This is a genomic window from Streptomyces sp. PH9007 (assembly GCF_059813725.1).
The window spans coordinates 2,527,650-2,548,210 of the sequence record NZ_CM187440.1; the positions used below are offsets into that span (position 1 = coordinate 2,527,650).

The window sequence follows — 20,561 nt, forward strand, 5'->3', positions numbered from 1 at the left end:
CCTCTGTCCGCGGTCATCCGTGCTCCCCTCCATCCGACCGTCAGTCGTGCCGGACCGCCCCCGTGCAGGTGATGACTACCAGCGGTAGTGGGGGTAGGCGGCCGGGGCGTCCGTGGAGACGATCTCCTTGCCGAGCGGCATGAGGGAGACCGGCACCATCTTGAAGTGGGCGATCCCGAAGGGGATGCCGATGATGGTGAGGCAGAAGGTGACGCCGGCGATGATGTGGCCGATCGTGATCCAGATGCCGGCCACGATCAGCCAGATCACGTTGCCCAGGGCCGAGGCGACGCCCGCGTCGTGCCGGTCCCGGACGGTTTGGCCGAACGGCCACAGCGCGTACACCGCGATCCGGAAGCACGCGATGCCCCACGGGATCGTGATGATCAGGATGCAGCAGATGAGCCCGGCCACCGCGTAGCCGATCGCGAGCCACAGGCCCGAGAAGATCAGCCAGATGAGATTGAGAAGAGTCCGCATCCGCTCATCGTCTCAGTAACGGCCGCCCGCCATGTGCTCAAGCCGCGCGATGCGTTCGGCCATGGGGGGGTGGGTGGCGAACAGCTTGGTCATGCCCTCGCCGCGCCGGAAGGGGTTGGCGATCATCATGTGGCTGGCGGTGTTCAGCTGCGGCTCGGGCGGCAGCGGGGCCCGCTGGGTGCCCGTCTCCAGCTTGCGCAGCGCGCTCGCCAGGGCCAGCGGGTCGCCGGTCAGCCGGGCGCCGGAGGCGTCCGCCTCGTACTCCCGGGAGCGGCTGACGGCCAGCTGGATCAGCGAGGCCGCGATCGGGCCCAGGATCATCATCAGGAGCATCCCGAAGAGGCCGGGTCCTTCGTCGTCGTCGCGGCCGATGGGGATCAGCCAGGCGAAGTTCACCAGGAAGACGATCACCGAGGCCATCGCGCCGGCGACCGAGGAGATCAGGATGTCGCGGTTATAGACGTGGCTCAGCTCGTGACCGATCACCCCGCGCAGCTCGCGCTCGTCCAGCAGCCGCAGGATGCCCTCGGTGCAGCACACGGCCGCGTTGCGCGGGTTGCGTCCGGTCGCGAAGGCGTTGGGCGCCTCGGTCGGGGAGATGTACAGCCGGGGCATCGGCTGCCGGGCGACCCCGGCCAGCTCGCGCACCATCCGGTACAGCTGCGGCGCCTCGAACTCGCTGACCGGCCGGGCCCGCATGGAGCGCAGCGCCAGCTTGTCGCTGTTCCAGTACGCGTACCCGTTGGTGGCCAGCGCCACCAGCAGGGCGATCACCAGGCCGCCCCTGCCGAAGAGGCTGCCGATGAGCAGGATCAGCGCCGACATACCGCCGAGGAGCGCGGCGGTACGCAGGCCGTTGTGCCGGCGGTGCACGGTGAGCCCTCCTGGTCGTGCTGAGCGGATGGGAGCGGGGGATAACAGAGTTTCTCCACTCACAGTGGACACTCCCGATGGGGACAACGCCACGCGGGCGGCATCCGTTCCCCCGCCGCCGCGCTACAGGAGTTCCCCGGAGGTCAGCGTCAGGATCAGCTGGGGCAGGACGGACAGGACGGCTCCGGCCGCCGCGGCCAGGGTGAGGGCGGACCGGACGGGGAGGGCCACGGCGGCCCGTTCCGCGTCGGGTGCCGCGGGTGCCTTCTCGAAGAGCAGCGCCGTCCAGCGCAGGTAGTAGTAGAGGGCGATCACCACGTTGAGGGCCATGATCACCGCAAGGACCCCGAGGCCCGCGTCCACGGCCGTGGAGAAGACGGCGACCTTGGCGAACAGGCCGATCACCCCGGGCGGCAGTCCGGCCAGGCACAGCAGGAAGAAGCCGAGCGCCAGCGCCGCGCCGGGGTGGCGGCGGTACAGGCCGCGGTAGTCGTCCAGCCGGTGCTCGGGGGCGCGGCGCGCGACGTGGGCGGCCACCGCGAACGCGCCCAGGTTCACCGCCGCGTACATGAGCGCGTACGCCACACTCGCCCCGACCGCCGACGGCCCCACGTACGCCGCGGCGGCCAGCGGCACCAGCAGGTAGCCGGCCTGTCCCACCGAGGACCAGGCCAGCAGCCGGATCGTGCCGCCCGGCGCGGCCGGGTCGGTGCGCAGCGCCGCCACGTTCCCGGCGGTCATGGTGAGCGCGGCCAGCACCGCGAGCACCGGCCCCCACAGGTCGCCGAAGCCGGGGAAGGCCACCGTGGTCACCAGGATGAGCCCGGCCAGGCCGGCGGTCTTGCTGACCACCGAGAGGTAGGCGGCGACCGGCAGCGGCGCGCCCGTGTACGTGTCGGGCACCCAGAAGTGGAAGGGCACCGCGGCCGTCTTGAACGCGAAGCCCACCAGGGTGAGCGCGACGCCGGTCTTGGCGAGGGTGGCCAGCTGGGGGTCGGCGGAGGGCAGGGCGGCGGCGATCGCCTCGAAGTGCAGCGAGCCGGCCGCCGCGTACACGAAGCTCACGCCGAGCAGCGCGATGGCCGTGGCCGTCACCGAGGTGAGGAAGAACTTCAGCGCGGACTCGGGGCCGCGCCGGCTGCCGCGCCGCAGGCCCACCAGGGCGTACGCGGGCAGGGTCGTCAGCTCCAGGGCGATGATCAGTGTGGCCATGTCGCGGGCGGCGGGCAGCAGCGCCGCGCCCGAGGCCGAGGCGAGCAGCAGGAACCAGAACTCCCCGGCGGGCAGGTCCTTGTCCAGCGGTTGTGCGAGCAGCGCCGTCAGCAGGGCCCCGGCCAGGACCAGCAGTTGGATCCACAGGGCGAAGGTGTCCGCCGCGTACGCGCAGGGGCCGCCGTCCGGCGCGCAGAAGCTGGTGCGCTCCCCGGCCCGCAGCGGCAGCAGCGCGAGCGAGGCCAGGACCAGGCCGCCCACCGTCAGCGCGCCCAGCCACCCCTTGCGGGCGGCGGGCAGGAACAGGTCGGCGACGAGGACGGCCACGGCGGTGACGGCCACCAGTGTGGGCGGCGCGATCGTCACCCAGTCGACGCTCTGGACGAGGTTCATCGGGCGACTCCCGGCAGGAGGTGCTGCACGGCGGGATCGGTGAGGTTCAGCAGGACGGCCGGCCACAGGCCCGCCACCAGGGTGAGGACGACGAGCGGGGTGAAGGCCGCGTACTCGTGCCGGCGCAGGTCGGCCAGCGGTTCCTCGTACGGGCCGGCCGGGCCCATGCACACCCGGCGCACCATGAGCAGCAGGTACGCGGCGGTGAGCAGGGTGCCGAGCCCGGCGACGGCGAGGTAGGTGAGGTACGCGGGGCGGCTGAGGCCGTCGGCGGGGTGGAAGGCGCCGAGCATGGCCAGCAGTTCGCCCCAGAAGCCGGCCAGGCCGGGCAGTCCGAGGGAGGCGATCGCGGCGAAGGCCAGCAGCCCGCCGAGGCGCGGGGTGCGGCCGTACAGGGCCGCGCCCGCCGTGCGGGTCAGCGTGTCCAGGTCGGTGGTGCCCAGGCGCTCCTTGACCGCGCCGGCCAGGAAGAACAGCAGGCCGGTGACCAGGCCGTGGGCGACGTTCGCGAACAGCGCGCCGTTCACGCCGGTGGCGGTCAGGGTGGAGATGCCCAGCAGCACGAAGCCCATGTGGCCGACGGAGGAGTACGCGATCAGCCGCTTCAGGTCGCCGCCCGCGCCCTCCCGTACGAGCGCCAGACAGGCCAGCGACCCGTAGATGATGCCGGTGACGGCGAAGGCGGCGAGGTACGGGGCGAAGGTCCGCATCCCGTCCGGCGCGATGGGCAGCGCGATCCGCACCAGGCCGTAGGTGCCCATCTTCAGCAGCACGCCGGCCAGCAGCACCGAGCCGGTGGTGGGCGCCGCCGTGTGCGCGTCCGGCAGCCAGCTGTGCAGCGGCCACATGGGGGTCTTGACGGCCAGGCCCAGGCCGATGGCGAGGACGGCGAGCAGCTGGGTGGTGTGGGTGAGGCCGGCGCCCCGCGCCTCGGCGAGCGCCACCATGTCGAAGGTGCCGCCCTGGATGCCGATCAGCAGCAGGCCGAGCAGCATGACCACCGAGCCGGTGACCGTGTACAGGACGAACTTCCAGGCGGCGGGACCGCGTCCCTCGCCGCCCCAGCGGGCGATGAGGAAGTACATCGGGATGAGGACCATCTCGAAGGCGAGGAAGAACAGCACCAGGTCGAGTACCGCGAAGGTGGCGAGGGTGCCGGCTTCCAGGAGCAGCACCAGCGCGGTGTACGCGGTGGCGTTCGCGGGGCGGACGACGTACGTGTACACGGCGCACAGGAAGCCCAGCAGCGCGGTGAGCGCGATCAGCGGCAGGGAGATGCCGTCCACGCCCAGGTGCAGGCGGATGCCGAGCGCCGGGATCCAGGCGATGTCGGTGGTGCCCTGCATGCGGCCCGGCTCGTCGTGGTCGAAGACGGCGAGCAGCGCGATCGCGGCGGCGAGCACGGCGCCGGTGACGGTGACGCCGTGCCGCAGGACGGCCTGTTCGGGGGAGCTGCCGCGCAGTCCCGGAGGGGCGGGCAGCAGGGCGGCGGCGGACCCGATGAGCGGGAGCGCCACGACGGCGATGAGGAGGAGCTGAGCGGTGGTCATGGTAGTGGGCTCACCCTCCGGCGGCGACGAGTACGGCGGCGACGGCGAGCACCAGGGCGCCGCCGATCAGGGCGGCCAGGTAGGTCTGGACGTTGCCGGTCTGGGCGCGGCGGGTGAGCGTGCCCAGCAGCCCGGGGGCGGTGGCGGCGCCGCGTACGTAGGTGTCGATGACGGTGCGGTCCAGGAACCGCACGAGCGTGGCGGCGGCCCGGGTGGGGCGGACGAACACGGTCCGGTAGGCGGTGTCCAGGCCGAAGCCGGCCCCGGCGGGGGCGAACAGCGGGCCCAGCAGGGCGGGTCCTGGGTCGACGGCGGCGTCCGCCTCGTACGCCCGCCGCCAGCCCGCGTACATGATCAGACCGCCGGTGAGGGCGGCGGCGGTGGCCAGCACCGAGGTGGTGAGGGTGGGGGCGAGCGAGCCGCCGTCCAGCCAGTCGGGCAGCGCCCGGTAGGTGAGGCCCAGGAGCAGCGCGGGGACCGCGAGCAGCCACAGGACGGTGGTCATGACCGGCGTGGAGTCCTCGTGGACGGCGGCGGCCGGCAGGGGTTCGGGGCGGGCATGCACCGGATCGTGGAAGGCGACCAGCCACAGCCGGGCGGCGTAGGCGGCGGTGAGCAGCGCGGTCAGCAGGGCGGCGACCAGCACGATCCAGCCGGCGACGGAGGCGGAGCCGGAGCCGCTGTCGAGGGCGGCGTGTTCGGCCGCGCCTATCACGGCCTCCTTGGAGAAGAAGCCGGAGAACGGCGGGATCGCGGCGAGCGCGAGCAGCCCGATGGTCATCGTCCAGTACGCGTCGGGGGCGCGTTCCTTGAGGCCGCGCAGCCGGGACAGGGCGCGCAGCGAGCCGGTGCCCGCGGTGTGGATGATGACGCCGGCGGCCAGGAAGAGGAGGGCCTTGAACGCGCCGTGGGTGAGGAGGTGGAAGACGGCCGCCTCGCGGTGGGCGACGGCCAGCGCGCCCGTCATCAGGCCGAGCTGGCCGATGGTGGAGTAGGCCAGTATCCGTTTGATGTCGTCCTGGGCGAGGGCGGCCAGCGCCGAGCCGGTCATGGTGAGCGCGGCGAGGACGGCGAGGACGATCAGCGCGGCGGCGGAGGCGGTGAACACCGGGAGCAGCCGGGCGATGAAGTACACCCCGGCGGCCACCATCGTGGCGGCGTGGATCAGCGCGGAGGCCGGGGTGGGGCCCGCCATGGCGTCCGGCAGCCAGGTGTGCAGCGGGACCTGCGCGGATTTGCCCGCGACGCCGGCCAGCAGGAGCAGCGCGATGAGGGTGGGGTGGCTCAGCTCGAAGGAGGACAGGGAGGAGGTGAGCCGGGCGACGATGGTGGAGATGCGGAAGGTGCCGGCGTCCGAGGCGAGCGCCAGGATGCCGATGAGGAACGGCACGTCGCCGAGCTTGGTGACCAGGAACGCCTTGAGGGAGGCGGCGCGGGCGGCGCCGGTCTCCCAGTAGTGGCCGACGAGGAAGTACGAGCAGATGCCCATGACTTCCCAGCCGACGAGCAGGACGATCAGGTCGTCGGTGTAGACGACCAGCAGCATCGCCGAGGTGAACAGCGAGACGAGCGCGGCGTAGGAGGGGTAGCGCCGGTCGCCGCGCAGATAGCCCGTGGAGTACAGCTGGACGCAGGTGGCGACCACCGCCACCAGGACGGCCACCAGCACGGCGAACCCGTCCAGGCGCAGCGCGAGTTCGATGGGCAGGTTGTCGTTGCCGGTGGGGGCGAGCCGGTGCGCGGCCGTCAGGGGTTCCTCGCCGCCCTGCCGCACCGCCACGAAGACGGCGAGCCCGGCGGCGGCGAGGGTGGGCAGCACGGCGAGCGGCTGGACGAAGCCCGGGGCGCGGCGCCCGGTGAGGAAGATCAGCGCGGCGGCCAGGGCGGGCAGCAGCGGTACGAGGACAGCGGCGGTCGTAACGGTCACTGGGCCTTCTCCCGGCGCTCCCCCGTTTCGCGCAACCGGTCAACGGAGGAGACGCCGCGGTTGCGGTAGACGAGCAGCACGATGGCGAGGCCGATGCCGATCTCGGCGGCGGCGAGAGCGATGAGGAAGAGGGTGAACACCTGCCCGGAGTGCAGGGTGTCGCGCAGCCAGACGTCGAAGGCGACCATGTTGAGCATGACGGCGGCGAGCATCAGTTCGACCGACATGAGGACGAGGATCGCGTTGCGGCGCGCCAGCACCCCGTACAGACCCACGCAGAACAGCAGGACGGCGACGAGCGCCGGGTAGAGCAGGTGGAGTTCCATCAGCGGCGCTCCTCCTGGTCCTGGCGGGTACGGGAGACGACGATCGCCCCGACCAGCGCGGCGAGCAGCAGGACGGACAGCGCCTCGAAGGGCAGCACCCAGTGCGAGAAGAGGCTGTCGCCGATGGCGTCGGTGCGGCCGTGCGGGGTCTCCACGTCGATCACCTCGCCCCGGAACGCGTCCGCGACCAGCACCACCAGGGCGACGGCGGATGCCCCGGCGACGGTCAGCGCGACGGGGCGGTTGCCGGAGTCGGCGTCCGGGGAGGGGCCGATCGGCGCCTTCGTCAGCATCAGGCCGAACAGCAGCAGGACGACGACCGAGCCGAGGTAGATCAGCACCTGCACCCAGGCGACGAACTCGGCGGTGAGCAGCAGGTACTGGACGGCGAGGCCGCCCAGGGCCACCACCAGCCACAGCGCGGCCCGCACCAGCCGGGTGCTCGTCACGCACAGCACGGCGGCGCCGAGGACGACGACCGAGACGAGGAGGAAGATCACCTCCAGGAGGTTCACGAGGCCGGGCCCCCGCTCTGCCGTTCGGCGGCCTTGCGGGCGGCGGCGATCTCCTTCGGCTCCTCGGCGGCCTCGGTCAGCGGCGGCGGCTCGGGCACCGTCCACATCCACTCGCGCAGCCGGTCGCGTTCGTGCGTCAGCTCACGGATGTCGGTCTCCGCGTACTCGAACTCCGGCGACCAGAACAGCGCGTCGAACGGGCACACCTCCACGCAGATGCCGCAGTACATGCACAGCGAGAAGTCGATCGCGAACCGGTCCAGGACGTTGCGGCTGCGCTCCCGCCCGCCGGGGGCCGCCGCCGGGATCGTCTCCTTGTGCGAGTCGATGTAGATGCACCAGTCGGGGCACTCGCGGGCGCACAGCATGCACACCGTGCAGTTCTCCTCGAACAGCGCGATCACGCCCCGGCTGCGCGGCGGCAGTTCGGGCTGCACCTCCGGGTAGTGCTGGGTGACCGAACGCCGGGTCATGGTGCGCAGCGTGATCGCCAGCCCCTTCGCGAGACCGGATCCGTAACTCAAGAGATCACCACCTTGATGACGCCGGTGAGCGCGAGCTGCGCCAGGGCGAGCGGGACGAGGACCGTCCACGCGAACTTCTGGATCTGGTCCGCGCGCAGCCGGGGCCAGGCGACGCGCGCCCAGATGACGACGAAGCTGAGGGCGGCGGTCTTCAGCAGCATCCACAGCCAGCCGAGCGAGTCGCTGAGCGGGCCGTGCCAGCCGCCGAGGAAGAGAACGGCGGTCAGCGCCGAGATGACGACGATGCCCGCGTACTCGGCGAGCAGGAACAGCGCGAAGCGCAGCCCGGAGTACTCGGTGTACGCGCCGAAGATGATCTCCTCGGGCGCGATCGGGGCGTCGAACGGCGGGCGCTGGAGCTCGGCCATCCCGGCGGTGAAGAAGACGAACGCGCCCAGCAGTTGCCAGGGCACCCACCACCAGTGGAAGGCGGCGAGGATGCCGGTGAGCGAGAGCGTGCCGGCGGCCATCACGACGGAGGCGGCGGCCAGCAGCAGCGGCAGCTCGTAGGCCATCAGCTGGGCGGCGGTGCGCAGGGCGCCGAGCAGCGAGTACTTGTTGGCGGAGGCCCAGCCGCCCATGAGCGAGCCGAGGATGCCGACGCCGAGGACGGCGAGGACGAAGAAGATGCCGGCGTCGATGACCTGCCCGACTGCTCCATCGGGGCCGAGCGGGATGGCGACGAGGACGACCAGGTACGGGATCAGGGCGACGGCGGGCGCAAGCTGGAAGATCCGGCGGTCGGCACCGTCCGGGACGGTGTCCTCCTTCTGGACGAACTTCACGCCGTCCGCGACGAGTTGCGCCCAGCCGTGGAAGCCGCCCGCGTGCATGGGGCCGACCCGGCCCTGCATGTGGGCCATCACCTTGTGCTCCAGCTGCCCCACGAGCAGCGGGAGGACGAGGAAGGCGACGAACACGGCCGCCACGCGGACGGCGACGTCCAGCACATCCATCAGCCGTCCCCTTCCTCGTCCCGGTTCCGGTTCTCCTGCTCCTGCTGTTGCTCGGCCGGGGGCTGTTCCTGATCGGAAGAGGTACGCGCCCGCCGAGCGCTGTCCTGACCCCCGCCACGCGCCCGCGGGGGCTCGGTCCCGTCCGCCGTCTCCGGTGGCCGGCCGCCGTCGTCGGGGGCGGGGGCGGCGGGGTCGTCACGGCCGTCGTCAGGGCTGCTGCGGGGGGTGTCGGGGAAGGCGGGCTCCGGGTTGTGCCACGGCGCGTCGCCGCCACGGGTGGCGCCCCGCCGCGTCGCGGAGCCGCCGCCGTTCTCCGGGCGGGGCGACGTGGCCGCGGGGCCCTCCTCCGCCGGCCCCTGCGGCGTTCCCGGCTCGCGCTGGCTCGCGGAGCCGTCGGACGCGGAGCGCGACCGGCGCGGCGGGCGCGGAGCGTCCGGCGACGGGGCCTCCGGCTCGCGCTGGCTCGCCGAACCGTCACTCGCCGACCGCGACCGGCGCGGCCCACGGGGTGCCTCCGGCGGCGGAGCGTCGGCCGCCGGGCCCTCGGTGGCCCCCGGCTCGCGCTGGCTCGCCGAGCCGGCCGACGCCGACCGCGAGCGGCGCGGCGGGCGCGGAGCCTCCGGTGCCGCGCCGCCCTCGCCCGGGCTGTCGCCGGCGGCCGGCCGCTGGCTCGCCGAGCCGCCGCCCGCCGTACGGGTGCGGCGGGGCGGGCGCGCGGCGGCGCCCTCCTCGCCGTCCTGGGCCGGGCCCCGGCGCGGTCCCCGCGCGGGCCGGGACGGCGCCGGCGGGAGCTGGCCCTTCTGCGGGCCCCACTCGTTCGGATCGGGGACGCCCGGGGGCAGGGTCTGGCGGCGCTTGGGGGCGCCGTGGCCCGACTCGCCGGGCTCCTTCGCGCCCGGCCACGCCTTGGCCACCCGCGCCGCCAGGACGAAGTCCTTGCGCAGCGGGTGGCCCTCGAAGCTGTCCGGCAGCAGCAGCGGCGCCAGCCCGGGGTGGCCGGGGAAGTCCACCCCGAACATCTCCCGCGTCTCGCGCTCGTGCCACGCCGCGCCCGCGTACACTTCCGTCGCGCTCGGCAGCGACGGCGCCTCCCGGCCCACCAGCGTCCGGATCAGCACCCCGCGCGGCGGCGCGCCCAGCGCGACCACGTGCGCGCACACCCGGAAGCCGTCCGCGCCCTCGTCGACCGCGCTCAGCCAGTCGAAGAACGTGCAGCCCAGCTCGTCGCGCGCGATCGCCAGCGCGGCGAGCCACCGCTCCGCGGGCACGTCGACGGTCCGCAGCCCGTAGGCCACCGACTCGGTGGCGCCCTCCCCGAACTCTCCGAACTCTCCGAGCTCCCCGGACTCCTCGGACGTCACCGGTTGACCAGCCCGCTGGTCAGTTCCGCCGCCGACGCCCGCGGGGCGGCGGCGGGCCGCGCCCCGTACCGCTGCGCCGTCGACTCCTCGGCGATCTTCTCCTGGAGCTTCAGGATGCCCTGGAGCAGCGCCTCCGGCCGCGGCGGGCAGCCGGGTACGTACACGTCGACGGGGATGATCTGGTCCACGCCCTTCGTCACGGAGTACGAGTCCCAGTAGGGGCCGCCGCAGTTGGAGCAGGCGCCGAAGGAGATCACGTACTTCGGTTCCGGCATCTGCTCGTACAGCCGCTTCACCGCGGGCGCCATCTTGTCGGTCACCGTCCCGGAGACCACCATCAGGTCCGCCTGCCGGGGGCCCGGCGCGAAGGGGATGACGCCCAGCCGGATGAAGTCGTGCCGCGACATGGACGCCGCGATGAACTCGATCGCGCAGCAGGCCAGTCCGAAGTTGAAGACCCACAGGCTGTACCGGCGGCCCCAGTTGAGCACCACCTTCATCGGCTCGGGAGCCAGCCGGGCCAGGGCACCGAGTTTCACGTCCACGTCAGGACCCCCTTCTTCCACGCGTACAGCAGGCCCACCGTCAAAAAGCCGAGGAAGACGAACATCTCCACCAGCGTCGTACCGCCGAAGCCCTCGCCCGCGAAGACCGTCGCCCAGGGGAAGAGGAAGATCGCGTCCACCGCGAAGATCACGTACAGGAAGGCGTAGATGTAGTACCGCACCTGGGTGTGCGCCCAGCCCTCGCCGACCGGGTCCACCCCGCACTCGTACACCATGAGCTTCTCGGGGGTGGGCACCACGGGGCGCAGCAGCCGCCCGGCGGTGAAGGCCACCGCCACGAAGACGGCACCGACCACCGCGACAAGGCCCACGACCGCGTAGCCGTGGAAGTATTCCGGCACGGTTGCCTGCCCCTCCGGCGCGCCCGGTGATCTGTCAGCACGGGAGTCTAGGGGGTAGCGGAAAGGTGGGGGTAGCCCTACCGCGGTCCACCGACGACCCCCATGGTCCCGTCCGGCCCCACCCGGCAGTCTTGACGCATGACGAGCGGCACCACGACCCCCGCCGGCCCCACCGCGGCGCTACCGCGCCCGCGCCCGGCGCTCGGCGCACAGACCTGGCGCGAACTGGCCTATCTCACCACCAGCTGGCCGCTGGATCTGCTGGCCTTCTGCTACGTCATGGTGTGGATCGTCGCCGCCGCCCTGCTCTCGCTCACGGTGGTCGGGCTGCCGTTCCTGGCCGCCGGACTGACCGGGGTCCGGCTGCTGGGCCGCGCCGAGCGGGCCCGCGCCAGGGCCCTGCTGGACCTGCCCATCGAGGAGCCGAGCCCGCTGGCCGCCACCTACCGGGGCGCCGGCTTCTTCGGCTGGCTGTGGAACACCCTCAAGGACCCGGTGGGCTGGCGCACCGCCCTCTTCTTCCCGGTGCGGCTGGTGTGGGGGCTGTTCACCTTCGCCGCGTTCTTCCCCTGCTTCTTCCTGCTGTGGCCACTGCTGCCGTGGCTGGCGCGCGGCGCGAGCCACGTGGACCGGGCGCTGGTACGGGCCCTGCTCGCACCGTCCGACGGCCTGGAGCGGCGGATCGCCGAGCTGGAGTCGGACCGGGCCACCGTGCTGGACGCCTCCGCCGCCGATCTGCGCCGTATCGAGCGCGATCTGCACGACGGGGCGCAGGCCCGCCTCGTCTCGCTCGCCATGGACCTCGGCCTCGCCAGGGAGAAGCTGCTCAGCTCCCCGGACGACGCCGCCCGCATGGTGGAGGAGGCGCACGGCGAGGTGAAGCTGGCGCTGGCCGAGCTGCGCGATCTCGCGCGCGGCATCCATCCGGCGATCCTCACCGACCGGGGTCTTGGTCCGGCGCTGTCCGCCGTCGCCTCCCGCTGCACCGTCCCGGTCACCGTGGAGGACGCGCTCACGGTGCGCCCGGCCCCGGCCATCGAGGGCATCGGCTACTTCACGGTCTCCGAGCTGCTCCAGAACGTCAGCAAGCACAGCCGCGCCCGGCACGCCGAGGTCGCCCTGTGGCGTACGGAGGACCGGCTGCTGCTCCAGGTCACCGACGACGGGCACGGCGGCGCGGACACCACCGCCGGCTCAGGGCTCGCCGGCCTGGCCGAACGCCTCGCCGCCGTGGACGGACAGCTCGCCATCAGCTCCCCGCCCGGCGGCCCGACCACCGTGACGGCCGAGCTGCCCTGGCGCGACCGCACTCCCAGCGAAGGACCGACCTCATGACCGCCGCCCGGCCCACCGCCCCTCCGGCCCCGCACCCTGCCGCCCCGCTGGCCACCCACCCGGCCGGTCAGCCCTCCGGCAACCCCTGGCTGCTGCCCGTCGCCGCCCGCACGTGGCGCGAGGGCCTGCACCTGCTGCTCAACTTCCCGCTCTCCCTCGCCGCCGCCCTCTTCGCCGTCTGCGGCTTCGCGGTCAGCGGCGCCCTGCTCGTCACCCTGGTCGGCGTGCCGCTGCTGGCCCTCGTCCTGTTCGCGCTGCGCGGCTACGGCCACCTGGAACGGCTGCGCGCCCGTCTCCTGCTGCACTCCGATGTCGCCGAGCCCGAGCCGCTGCGGCTGCGCCCCGGCGCCCGGGGACCGCTGGCCTGGGTCGGCGCGATGCTGCGCAGCGGCGTTTCGTGGCGCACCGCCGCCTACTCCCTGGTGCACGCCCCGTGGGCGCTGTTCACCTTCTGCGCGGTGACGTTCCTGTGGACGTTCGGCTGGGCCGGCGTCACCTACCCGCTGTGGCAGTGGGCGGTGTCCGAGCCGATGGGCGTCCATCTCGACGGCGTGGGCGGCGGCTGGGTGTGGGACAGTCCGCCGGATTTCGTCGTGGTCGTGCTGCTGGGGGCGCTGGTCCTGTACGGGGCGGGGCTGCTCATCCGCGGCCTGGCGCATGTCGACCGGCTGCTGGTGACGGGGCTGCTGGGCCCGTCCGCCGCCGGGGAACGGGTGCGGCGGCTGGAGTCGGACCGTTCGGTCGTCGTGGACACCTCCGCGGCCGATCTGCGCCGTATCGAGCGCGATCTGCACGACGGGGCGCAGGCCCGGCTGGTCTCGCTCGCCATGGATCTGGGCATGGCGAAGGAGAAGCTGGCCTCGGACCCGCAGGCCGCGGCCCGCATGGTGGAGGAGGCGCACGGCGAGGTGAAGCTGGCGCTGGCCGAGCTGCGGGACCTGGCGCGCGGCATCCATCCGGCGATCCTCACCGACCGGGGTCTTGGCCCGGCGCTGTCCGCCGTCGCCTCCCGCTGCACCGTCCCGGTGGCGGTGGAGGTGGAGCTGCCGGTGCGGCCCGCGCAGGCGATCGAGGGGATCGCGTACTTCACCGCCTCCGAGCTGCTGCAGAACGTCAGCAAGCACAGCGGCGCCTCGCGCGCGCGGCTGGAGGCGTGGCGCACCGCGCAGGACCGGCTGCTGCTCCAGGTCACCGACGACGGGCACGGCGGCGCGGACACCACCGCCGGCTCCGGACTCGCCGGCCTGGCCGAACGCCTCGCCGCCGTGGACGGACAGCTCGCCATCAGCTCCCCGCCCGGCGGCCCGACCACCGTCACGGCCGAGCTGCCCTGGCGCGACCGATGAGATCCTGAACCCGGCCGGGCCGGGCAGGGCCGGTCATCGGGGTACGTCAGCGGGAACGGGGAGAGCTTGTGCGGGTGGTCATCGCCGAGGATTCGGTGCTGCTGCGGGAGGGGCTGACCCGGTTGCTGACCGACCGGGAGCACGAGGTGGTCGCCGGGGTCGGTGACGGGGAGGCGCTGGTGGCCGTGGTGCGTGAACTCGCCGCCCGCGGCGAGCTGCCGGACGTGGTGGTGGCCGATGTGCGGATGCCGCCCACGCACACCGACGAGGGGGTGCGGGCGGCGGTGCGGTTGCGGGCCGATTTCCCGGAACTGGGGGTCCTCGTACTTTCGCAGTATGTGGAGGAGGAGTACGCGACCGAGCTGATCGCCGGGTCCAGCCGCGGGGTCGGCTATCTGCTGAAGGACCGGGTGGCGGATGTGAGCGAGTTCGCCGAGGCGGTCGCGCGGGTGGCCCGGGGTGGCACCGCGCTGGACCCCGAGGTGGTGGCCCAGCTGCTGGGCCGCAGCCGCAAGCAGGACGTGCTGGCGGCGCTCACTCCGCGCGAGCGCGAGGTCCTAGGTCTGATGGCGGAGGGGCGGACGAACTCGGCGATCGCGGCCGCCCTGGTGGTCAGCCACGGTGCGGTAGAAAAGCATGTGAGCAATATCTTCATGAAGCTCGGTTTGGCACAGAGTGACACAGATCACCGTCGGGTTCTGGCAGTTCTGACCTATCTGAATTCGTAGCGGACTTGCGACGCTGGAGTGGGGAGGGGGATCACAGGACACCCTTTGAACGGGGTGCGGGTCGGGCAGGCCCGCCGTCCATGATGTGATCAGCTTCAGTAAGGCGATCCTTACCCACGTACGATGGCTGACAAGGGCCGCCTCAAGGAGGGCTACAAGCAGTGACCAGCCAGGTCGATCAGGTCGATCAGTCCGGCCAGGAGCGCGGCAGCGCTGATGCCAAGGAAGTGAAGCGCCTGGACCGGGTGATCATCCGCTTCGCGGGCGACTCCGGCGATGGCATGCAGCTGACGGGCGACCGTTTCACCTCCGAGACGGCTTCCTTCGGGAACGACCTGTCCACGCTGCCGAACTTTCCCGCCGAGATCCGCGCCCCCGCCGGGACTCTCCCCGGGGTGTCCTCGTTCCAGGTGCATTTCGCCGATCATGACATCCTCACCCCGGGCGATGCCCCGAATGTCCTGGTGGCGATGAATCCGGCGGCTCTCAAGGCCAATATCGCGGACGTGCCGCGCGGCGCCGAGATCATCGTCAACACCGACGAATTCGGCGGCCGGGCGATGCTCAAGGTCGGCTATGACAGCAATCCGCTGGAGGACGGCTCCCTGGAGGGCTACAGCGTCCACCAGGTGCCGCTGACGACCCTGACGGTCGAGGCGCTCAAGGGCTTCGAGCTGACCCGCAAGGAAGCCGGCCGCTCCAAGAACATGTTCGCGCTCGGGCTGCTGTCGTGGATGTACCACCGGCCGACCGAGGGCACCGAGGCGTTCCTGCGGGCGAAGTTCGCCAAGCGCCCGGAAATCGCCGAGGCCAACATCACGGCCTTCCGCGCCGGCTGGAACTTCGGCGAGACCACCGAGGACTTCGCGGTCTCCTACGAGGTCGCCCCGGCCACCTCGGCGTTCCCGGCCGGTACGTACCGCAACATCTCCGGCAACCTGGCGCTGTCGTACGGCCTGATCGCCGCCGCCCAGCAGTCCGAACTGCCGCTGTACCTGGGCTCGTACCCGATCACCCCGGCCTCGGACATCCTGCACGAGCTGAGCCGCCACAAGAACTTCGGCATCCGTACCTTCCAGGCGGAGGACGAGATCGCCGGCATCGGCGCGGCGCTGGGCGCGGCCTTCGGCGGGGCGCTGGGCGTCACCACCACCTCGGGCCCCGGGGTGGCGCTGAAGGCCGAGACGATCGGCCTGGCCGTCTCGCTCGAACTGCCGCTGCTGATCGTGGACATCCAGCGCGGCGGCCCCTCCACCGGGCTGCCCACCAAGACCGAGCAGGCGGACCTGCTCCAGGCGATGTACGGGCGCAACGGCGAGGCCCCGGTGCCGATCGTGGCCCCGGCGACCCCGGCGGACTGCTTCACGGCGGCGCTGGACGCGGTGCGGATCGCGCTGACGTACCGCACGCCGGTCTTCCTGCTCTCCGACGGCTACCTGGCCAACGGCTCCGAGCCGTGGCGGGTCCCGGAGGTCTCCGAACTGCCCGACCTGCGGGTGTCGTTCGCCACCGGGCCGAACCACACGCTGGAGGACGGCAACGAGGTCTTCTGGCCGTACAAGCGTGACCCCGAGACGCTGGCGCGCCCGTGGGCGATCCCCGGCACCCCGGGCCTCGAACACCGCATCGGCGGCATCGAGAAGCAGGACGGCACGGGCAACATCTCGTACTCGCCGAGCAACCACGAGTTCATGGTGCGCACCCGGCAGGCGAAGATCGACGGGATCGACGTCCCGCTGCTGGAGGTCGACGACCCGGACGCGGACGCGCGGACGCTGGTGCTGGGCTGGGGTTCGACGTACGGGCCGATCACGGCCGCCGTGCGGCGCATCCGCCGCGCGGGCGGCACGGTGGCGCAGGCGCACCTGCGGAACCTGAACCCGTTCCCGGCGAACCTGGGCCAGGTGCTGGCCGGCTACGACCGGGTGGTCGTCCCCGAGATGAACCTGGGCCAGCTGGCCTCGCTGCTGCGCGCCCGGTATCTGGTCGATGTCGAGTCCATCACGCAGGTGACGGGGCTGCCGTTCAAGGCGGAGCAGCTCGCGAACGCCATCCAGGACGCCGAAAGGGGCCCCTCCGATGACCACTGAGGCTCTTCCCGTGATCGACGCGCTGTCGCTGGTGCCCAAGGCCGGCGCCAAGCAGTCGATGAAGGACTTCAAGTCGGACCAGGAGGTCCGCTGGTGCCCCGGCTGCGGTGACTACGCGGTGCTGGCGGCCGTGCAGGGCTTCATGCCCGAGCTGGGCCTGGCCAAGGAGAACATCGCCTTCATCTCCGGCATCGGCTGCTCCAGCCGCTTCCCGTACTACATGAACACCTACGGGATGCACTCCATCCACGGGCGCGCCCCGGCGATCGCGACCGGCCTGGCGACCTCGCGGCGGGACCTGTCGGTGTGGGTGGTCACGGGCGACGGCGACGCGCTGTCGATCGGCGGCAACCACCTGATCCACGCGCTGCGGCGCAACGTCAACCTGAAGATCCTGCTGTTCAACAACCGGATCTACGGTCTGACGAAGGGCCAGTACAGCCCGACCTCCGAGGGCGGGAAGATCACCAAGTCCAGCCCGATGGGCTCGCTCGACACCCCGTTCAACCCGGTGTCGCTGGCGCTGGGCGCGGAGGCGTCGTTCGTGGCGCGGACGGTGGACTCGGACCGCAAGCACCTCACCTCGGTGCTGCGGGCGGCGGCGGAGCACAAGGGCTCGGCGCTGATCGAGATCTACCAGAACTGCAACATCTTCAACGACGGTGCGTTCGAGGCGCTGAAGGACAAGCAGCGGGCGCAGGAGGCGGTCATCCGCCTGGAGCACGGCGAGCCGATCCGCTTCGGCCTGCCGGGCGAGGACGGCCTGGGCACCCAGGGCGTCTTCCGCAACCAGGAGACGGGCGACATGGAGGTCGCGGAGATCACGCCGGAGAACGTCTCCCGGGTGCTGGTCCACGACGCGCACTCCACCTCGCCGACGACGGCGTTCGCGCTGTCCCGGCTGGCCGACCCGGACACCCTGCACCACACCCCGATCGGGGTGCTGCGCAGCGTGCGGCGTCCGGTGTACGACGACCTGATGGCGGACCAGCTGGACGAGGCGGTCAACCGCAAGGGCAAGGGCGATCTGTCCGCGCTGCTCCAGGGCAACGACACCTGGACCGTGGCGGGCTGATCTCCACCCCATCCGTCAACCCGACCATCTCCCGCTCGCACGTTCGAGTGGGAGATGGTCGTTTTTGGCGCGTACGCTGGATTCGTCGGCGAGGATCTGGCTCATGGGAGCAGTGATGAATGTCGAGCACGAGCCCGAGTACGACTGGCCGCGCCCCCCGGTGGGCGGCTACACCGCCGACGACCTGGACCGGCTGCCGAATCTGCCTCCCCACACGGAGCTGATCGACGGGAGCCTTGTCATGATGAGTCCGCAGACCGCCTTCCACTCCAAGGCCATGCGACTTCTGGAGAACGAGCTGCTGCGACTGGCTCCCCACGAGCTGGAGATCTTCAGGGAGATGACCGTCACCCTGGGCAAGCGCGATCGCCCGGAGCCGGATGTCATGGCGGTGAAGGCGACTGCCTACACCGACCCCGAGCAGACCTCGTTCCTGCCCGAGGACGTGGTGCTGGCCATTGAGGTCGTCTCGGCCGATTCCCTCAAGCGGGACCGCGAGGTGAAGCCCAGGAAGTACGCGGCGGCGGGCATTCCGCACTTCTGGCGGGTGGAGCGCGACAAGAAGTCGGGCCAGACGGCCGTCTATGTCTACGAGGCCGACCCGGCGACCAGGACGTATCTGCTCACCGGCATCCACCACGATCAGCTCAAGCTGGGTGTTCCGTTCGCGATCGACATCGATCTCTCGCGCCTGGCGTAACCAACGCGACAGGACCAATAGGTCCGTACGGGAATGACAACGGCCCACCCAGGCGCTACCTTCTTGCGAGGTTGACAGCATCACAAGGAGGCAGCGGTGGGTTCAGGGGCGGGCGGCGGCCGGGCCGGAATGGCGTTCGGGTTCGCGGCCTTCGGCATGTGGGGGCTGCTGCCGTTGTACTGGCGGCTGCTGGAGGACCTCGGGGCCTTCGAGATCCTGTCCCACCGCATCGTGTGGTCGCTGCCGACGGTGCTGATCATCCTCGCGGTCGTCCGCAGCTGGGCCTGGATACCCCAGCTGCTGCGGCAGCCCAAGCGCCTGGCGATGGTGGCCCTGTCCGCCTCGCTGATCTCGGTCAACTGGGGCCTGTTCATCTGGGCCATCGCCAACGACCGGGTCCTGGAATCCTCCCTCGGCTACTTCATCAACCCGCTGCTGTCGATCGCCGCCGGCGTGCTGCTGCTGGGCGAACGGCTGCGCCGCCTCCAGTGGGTGGCGGTCGGCATCGGCATGACCTCCGTGCTCGTGATGTCCCTCGCCTACGGCCAGGTCCCGTGGATCGCGCTGACGCTCAGCCTCTCCTTCGCCGCCTACGGCCTGGTGAAGAAGCAGACCGCCCTGGACGGGGTGCAGGGCTTCAGCGCCGACACCGCCTTCCAGTTCCTGCCCGCCATCGGGTACCTCGTCTACCTCACCGCGCGCGGCGACTCCAGCTTCACCGCCGACGGTCCGGGGCAGGCCCTGCTGCTGGTCGCCAGCGGGGTGGCCACCGCCCTGCCGCTGATCTTCTTCGGCGCCGCCGCCGTCCGGCTGCCGCTGTCCACCGTCGGACTGATGCAGTACATCGCGCCCACCATGATGTTCCTGCTCGGCCTCACCGTCTTCCAGGAGGAGATGCCGCCCGAGCGCTGGGCCGGCTTCCTGCTGATCTGGGCCGCGCTGTGCGTGCTGACGGTCGACGCGCTGCGCACCGCCCGCCGCACCCGCCGCACCGTGGCCGCCCACACCCCCGCACCGGCCGAGACCGCCGCGCCCGTCCCCCGCTAGTCTGCGGGTCATGCGGGAACGCACCAGGCAGTGGGTGGAACGTCAGCTGGCGGACGGCGAACGGATCGAGGCGGTGGCGCCGCTGGCCGGCGGCTGGACCTCCGAGATCCGCCGGCTGACCACCACCGCGGGGCGCGGCCTGGTGCTGCGCACCTTCACCGACGCGTTCTTCCTGCGGCACGCGGAGGGCCTGCTCACCCGGGAGGCGAACGTCCTGCGGCTGCTGGCCGGTACGGACATCCCGGCCGCCCGGCTGCTCGCGGTGGACGCGACCGCCGAGCACTGCGCGCACCCCTCGCTGCTGATGACGCTGCTGCCCGGCTCCGTCCGGGTCAGCGACGAGGGCGCGGACGCCCGCGCCGCCGTACTGGCCGGCCAGCTGGCCCGCATCCACCGGCTCCCGGTCGCGGCGGCGGACCGGCCCCGCACGTACCAGCCGTGGACCACCCCCGCCCGGGTGCGCCGCCCCGAGGACACCGGCCGCCCCGGCCTGTGGGAGCACGCGATCGCGGCCATCGACCGCGAACCGCCGCCGCACCGGGCACTGTTCCTGCACCGGGACTTCCACCCGGGCAATGTGCTCCTCGACGGGGACACCGTCAGCGGCGTCGTCGACTGGGTGGAGACCTCCTGGGGTCCGGCCGACCTGGACGTGGCGCACTGCGCCACCGCCCTGGCCCTGCTGCACGGCCCGGCGGCGGGGCTGGCGTTCCCCGGACACTACGAGCGGGCCGGCGGCGCCCTGTCCGCCGACGCGGCGGACCGCCGCTACTGGCGGCTGCTGGACGCGCTGGCCTACGCGCCGGACGCGGAGAAGGTCGCCACCCCCTGGCGCACCCTGGGCCGCACCGACCTCACCCCGCCCCTCCTCCAGGCCCGCCTGGAGGACTACCTGGACGGTCTGCTCTCCGGCTAGGGCGTCATGGGCATGTCCGGGCCCCGCACGGGGCATTCCCCTCTCGGACACCGACCAGAGAGGCGGGCGAGCCATGACACAGCGTGCTCCGGTGGGGCGGCCGGGGCGGGGGCCCGGCCGGGGGTTCGACGCGAGCGTGGACGAGGTGCACTGGACGCACGCCGTGTGCGGCCGAGCGCTCGCGCCGCCGGAGCCCGGGCACCCGCTGCCCGACGAGGAGACGCCATCGGCCGGAGCAACCGGCTGACAGCCGGCACGGCACCGTAACCGAAACCGGGACGCACACGGGACCGGAACCGG

21 protein-coding genes are annotated in these 20,561 nt (G+C 72.3%); 9 read left to right on the forward strand and 12 right to left on the reverse strand.

Annotated elements, in window-relative coordinates; all coding sequences use genetic code 11:
• Window positions 1-75 precede the first annotated feature (75 nt).
• The 12 genes from ACTFAP_RS11440 to ACTFAP_RS11495 form a co-directional block, all read right to left on the reverse strand.
• Window positions 76-480, reverse strand: a complete 405-nt coding sequence (locus tag ACTFAP_RS11440; RefSeq protein ID WP_495684479.1) for a YccF domain-containing protein — start codon at window positions 478-480, stop codon at window positions 76-78.
• A gap of 12 nt (window positions 481-492) precedes the next feature.
• Entirely contained in the window at window positions 493-1,353 is an 861-nt protein-coding gene (gene htpX, locus ACTFAP_RS11445; protein ID WP_386539699.1) for a zinc metalloprotease HtpX, read from the reverse strand.
• A 123-nt stretch (window positions 1,354-1,476) separates the two neighbouring features.
• Window positions 1,477-2,958, reverse strand: coding sequence for an NADH-quinone oxidoreductase subunit N (locus ACTFAP_RS11450; protein WP_390124216.1), 1,482 nt, complete (start codon window positions 2,956-2,958; stop codon window positions 1,477-1,479).
• Entirely contained in the window at window positions 2,955-4,508 is a 1,554-nt protein-coding gene (locus tag ACTFAP_RS11455) for an NADH-quinone oxidoreductase subunit M (protein ID WP_495684480.1), read from the reverse strand. The genes ACTFAP_RS11450 and ACTFAP_RS11455 overlap by 4 nt, the downstream gene beginning before the upstream one ends.
• 10 nt (window positions 4,509-4,518) lie before the next feature.
• Window positions 4,519-6,435 (reverse strand): NADH-quinone oxidoreductase subunit 5 family protein, encoded by a 1,917-nt coding sequence (locus ACTFAP_RS11460; RefSeq protein WP_500468991.1) that lies wholly within the window; start codon window positions 6,433-6,435, stop codon window positions 4,519-4,521.
• On the reverse strand, window positions 6,432-6,761 hold the full coding sequence (gene nuoK, locus ACTFAP_RS11465) for an NADH-quinone oxidoreductase subunit NuoK (RefSeq protein WP_030736481.1): 330 nt from the start codon (window positions 6,759-6,761) through the stop codon (window positions 6,432-6,434). Before nuoK ends, ACTFAP_RS11460 begins: the two co-directional genes overlap by 4 nt.
• Window positions 6,761-7,276, reverse strand: coding sequence for an NADH-quinone oxidoreductase subunit J family protein (locus tag ACTFAP_RS11470; protein WP_390124223.1), 516 nt, complete (start codon window positions 7,274-7,276; stop codon window positions 6,761-6,763). The genes nuoK and ACTFAP_RS11470 overlap by 1 nt, the downstream gene beginning before the upstream one ends.
• Window positions 7,273-7,749 (reverse strand): 4Fe-4S binding protein, encoded by a 477-nt coding sequence (locus ACTFAP_RS11475; RefSeq protein ID WP_046725576.1) that lies wholly within the window; start codon window positions 7,747-7,749, stop codon window positions 7,273-7,275. The genes ACTFAP_RS11470 and ACTFAP_RS11475 overlap by 4 nt, the downstream gene beginning before the upstream one ends.
• Before the next feature lie 47 nt (window positions 7,750-7,796).
• On the reverse strand, window positions 7,797-8,756 hold the full coding sequence (locus ACTFAP_RS11480) for a complex I subunit 1/NuoH family protein (RefSeq protein WP_500468992.1): 960 nt from the start codon (window positions 8,754-8,756) through the stop codon (window positions 7,797-7,799).
• Window positions 8,756-10,117 (reverse strand): NADH-quinone oxidoreductase subunit C, encoded by a 1,362-nt coding sequence (locus ACTFAP_RS11485; RefSeq protein WP_500468993.1) that lies wholly within the window; start codon window positions 10,115-10,117, stop codon window positions 8,756-8,758. Before ACTFAP_RS11485 ends, ACTFAP_RS11480 begins: the two co-directional genes overlap by 1 nt.
• A complete protein-coding gene (locus ACTFAP_RS11490) occupies window positions 10,114-10,617 on the reverse strand; it encodes an NADH-quinone oxidoreductase subunit B (RefSeq protein WP_390124373.1) in 504 nt (167 codons plus the stop codon). The genes ACTFAP_RS11485 and ACTFAP_RS11490 overlap by 4 nt, the downstream gene beginning before the upstream one ends.
• A 35-nt stretch (window positions 10,618-10,652) precedes the next feature.
• Window positions 10,653-11,024, reverse strand: a complete 372-nt coding sequence (locus ACTFAP_RS11495; protein WP_030736494.1) for an NADH-quinone oxidoreductase subunit A — start codon at window positions 11,022-11,024, stop codon at window positions 10,653-10,655.
• Between the two features lie 138 nt (window positions 11,025-11,162).
• On the opposite strand from ACTFAP_RS11495, the gene ACTFAP_RS11500 reads away from it, so the two are divergent.
• The 9 genes from ACTFAP_RS11500 (at window position 11,163) to ACTFAP_RS11540 (ending at window position 20,508) form a co-directional block, all read left to right on the forward strand.
• The gene (locus tag ACTFAP_RS11500) at window positions 11,163-12,359 is read left to right on the forward strand and encodes a sensor histidine kinase (protein WP_500468994.1); all 1,197 of its coding nucleotides are present in this window, start codon (window positions 11,163-11,165) and stop codon (window positions 12,357-12,359) included.
• Window positions 12,356-13,705: a sensor histidine kinase gene (locus tag ACTFAP_RS11505; protein ID WP_500468995.1), complete on the forward strand. Its 1,350-nt coding sequence runs from the start codon at window positions 12,356-12,358 to the stop codon at window positions 13,703-13,705. The genes ACTFAP_RS11500 and ACTFAP_RS11505 overlap by 4 nt, the downstream gene beginning before the upstream one ends.
• A gap of 68 nt (window positions 13,706-13,773) precedes the next feature.
• Window positions 13,774-14,433, forward strand: a complete 660-nt coding sequence (locus tag ACTFAP_RS11510; RefSeq protein WP_030736500.1) for a response regulator transcription factor — start codon at window positions 13,774-13,776, stop codon at window positions 14,431-14,433.
• A 161-nt stretch (window positions 14,434-14,594) separates the two neighbouring features.
• Entirely contained in the window at window positions 14,595-16,523 is a 1,929-nt protein-coding gene (locus tag ACTFAP_RS11515; RefSeq protein ID WP_390124238.1) for a 2-oxoacid:acceptor oxidoreductase subunit alpha, read from the forward strand.
• Window positions 16,513-17,598: a 2-oxoacid:ferredoxin oxidoreductase subunit beta gene (locus tag ACTFAP_RS11520; RefSeq protein ID WP_500468996.1), complete on the forward strand. Its 1,086-nt coding sequence runs from the start codon at window positions 16,513-16,515 to the stop codon at window positions 17,596-17,598. The genes ACTFAP_RS11515 and ACTFAP_RS11520 overlap by 11 nt, the downstream gene beginning before the upstream one ends.
• A 103-nt stretch (window positions 17,599-17,701) precedes the next feature.
• Window positions 17,702-18,298 (forward strand): Uma2 family endonuclease, encoded by a 597-nt coding sequence (locus ACTFAP_RS11525; RefSeq protein ID WP_495684489.1) that lies wholly within the window; start codon window positions 17,702-17,704, stop codon window positions 18,296-18,298.
• A gap of 129 nt (window positions 18,299-18,427) precedes the next feature.
• Window positions 18,428-19,345, forward strand: a complete 918-nt coding sequence (gene rarD, locus ACTFAP_RS11530; RefSeq protein WP_453874557.1) for an EamA family transporter RarD — start codon at window positions 18,428-18,430, stop codon at window positions 19,343-19,345.
• A gap of 10 nt (window positions 19,346-19,355) precedes the next feature.
• Window positions 19,356-20,261: a phosphotransferase family protein gene (locus ACTFAP_RS11535; protein ID WP_500468997.1), complete on the forward strand. Its 906-nt coding sequence runs from the start codon at window positions 19,356-19,358 to the stop codon at window positions 20,259-20,261.
• A gap of 73 nt (window positions 20,262-20,334) precedes the next feature.
• Window positions 20,335-20,508, forward strand: coding sequence for a hypothetical protein (locus tag ACTFAP_RS11540; RefSeq protein WP_500468998.1), 174 nt, complete (start codon window positions 20,335-20,337; stop codon window positions 20,506-20,508).
• Window positions 20,509-20,561: the final 53 nt, after the last annotated feature.

Coding starts and splice junctions, on each gene's coding strand:
- ACTFAP_RS11440 (WP_495684479.1), bottom strand. CDS start 480: ATGCGGACTCTTCTCAATCTCATCTGGCTGATCTTCTCGGGCCTGTGG.
- ACTFAP_RS11450 (WP_390124216.1), bottom strand. CDS start 2,958: ATGAACCTCGTCCAGAGCGTCGACTGGGTGACGATCGCGCCGCCCACA.
- ACTFAP_RS11455 (WP_495684480.1), bottom strand. CDS start 4,508: ATGACCACCGCTCAGCTCCTCCTCATCGCCGTCGTGGCGCTCCCGCTC.
- nuoK (WP_030736481.1), bottom strand. CDS start 6,761: ATGGAACTCCACCTGCTCTACCCGGCGCTCGTCGCCGTCCTGCTGTTC.
- ACTFAP_RS11475 (WP_046725576.1), bottom strand. CDS start 7,749: ATGACCCGGCGTTCGGTCACCCAGCACTACCCGGAGGTGCAGCCCGAA.
- ACTFAP_RS11480 (WP_500468992.1), bottom strand. CDS start 8,756: ATGGATGTGCTGGACGTCGCCGTCCGCGTGGCGGCCGTGTTCGTCGCC.
- ACTFAP_RS11490 (WP_390124373.1), bottom strand. CDS start 10,617: ATGAAGGTGGTGCTCAACTGGGGCCGCCGGTACAGCCTGTGGGTCTTC.
- ACTFAP_RS11500 (WP_500468994.1), top strand. CDS start 11,163: ATGACGAGCGGCACCACGACCCCCGCCGGCCCCACCGCGGCGCTACCG.
- ACTFAP_RS11505 (WP_500468995.1), top strand. CDS start 12,356: ATGACCGCCGCCCGGCCCACCGCCCCTCCGGCCCCGCACCCTGCCGCC.
- ACTFAP_RS11520 (WP_500468996.1), top strand. CDS start 16,513: ATGACCACTGAGGCTCTTCCCGTGATCGACGCGCTGTCGCTGGTGCCC.
- ACTFAP_RS11525 (WP_495684489.1), top strand. CDS start 17,702: ATGGGAGCAGTGATGAATGTCGAGCACGAGCCCGAGTACGACTGGCCG.
- rarD (WP_453874557.1), top strand. CDS start 18,428: ATGGCGTTCGGGTTCGCGGCCTTCGGCATGTGGGGGCTGCTGCCGTTG.
- ACTFAP_RS11535 (WP_500468997.1), top strand. CDS start 19,356: ATGCGGGAACGCACCAGGCAGTGGGTGGAACGTCAGCTGGCGGACGGC.
- ACTFAP_RS11540 (WP_500468998.1), top strand. CDS start 20,335: ATGACACAGCGTGCTCCGGTGGGGCGGCCGGGGCGGGGGCCCGGCCGG.